This is a genomic window from Ramlibacter sp. WS9 (genome assembly GCF_003797765.1).
Lineage (GTDB): Bacteria > Pseudomonadota > Gammaproteobacteria > Burkholderiales > Burkholderiaceae_C > Ramlibacter.
In genome coordinates this window covers 1-409 of record NZ_RKMB01000161.1, presented here as the reverse complement: position 1 = coordinate 409, position 409 = coordinate 1, and the positions used below count along the sequence as shown (strand labels likewise).

The window sequence follows — 409 nt, the reverse complement described above, 5'->3', positions numbered from 1 at the left end:
CTCTTGAAGACGCTGCGGGTCTTGTGCGCCGGCAGTTCGTAGGGCACTGGATGTTCCCTGTGGAACAGGCAGCCGGTGACCAGCGGCTGGTCGGGGTCGCCTTCGAGGAAGGTCACCAGCACCTCCATGCCGACCCGCGGGATGGCGATGGCGCCGTAGTTCCTTCCCGCCCAGCCGGAGGCAACGCGTAACCAGCAACTGCTGCTGTCGTCGGCCTGGCCCTCGCGATCCCAGTGGAATTGCACCTTCACCCGACCGTAGCGGTCGCAGTGGATTTCCTCGCCCTTCGGGCCGGTCACCACCGCGCTCTGCGTGCCGAGGATGCGCGGCTTCGGCGGTGTCAGCGGGGGACGGAAGAACGCCTCCCAGGGCGTGGCCTGGAAGCGGTTGCGGTAACCCTGCCGGAAGT

1 protein-coding gene is annotated in these 409 nt (G+C 67.5%); it reads right to left on the bottom strand.

Going from position 1 to position 409, the window contains the following annotated elements; all coding sequences use genetic code 11:
- A partial coding sequence (gene tssI, locus EEB15_RS33450; protein WP_141514274.1) for a type VI secretion system tip protein TssI/VgrG occupies positions 1-409 on the bottom strand: 409 nt, incomplete at both ends.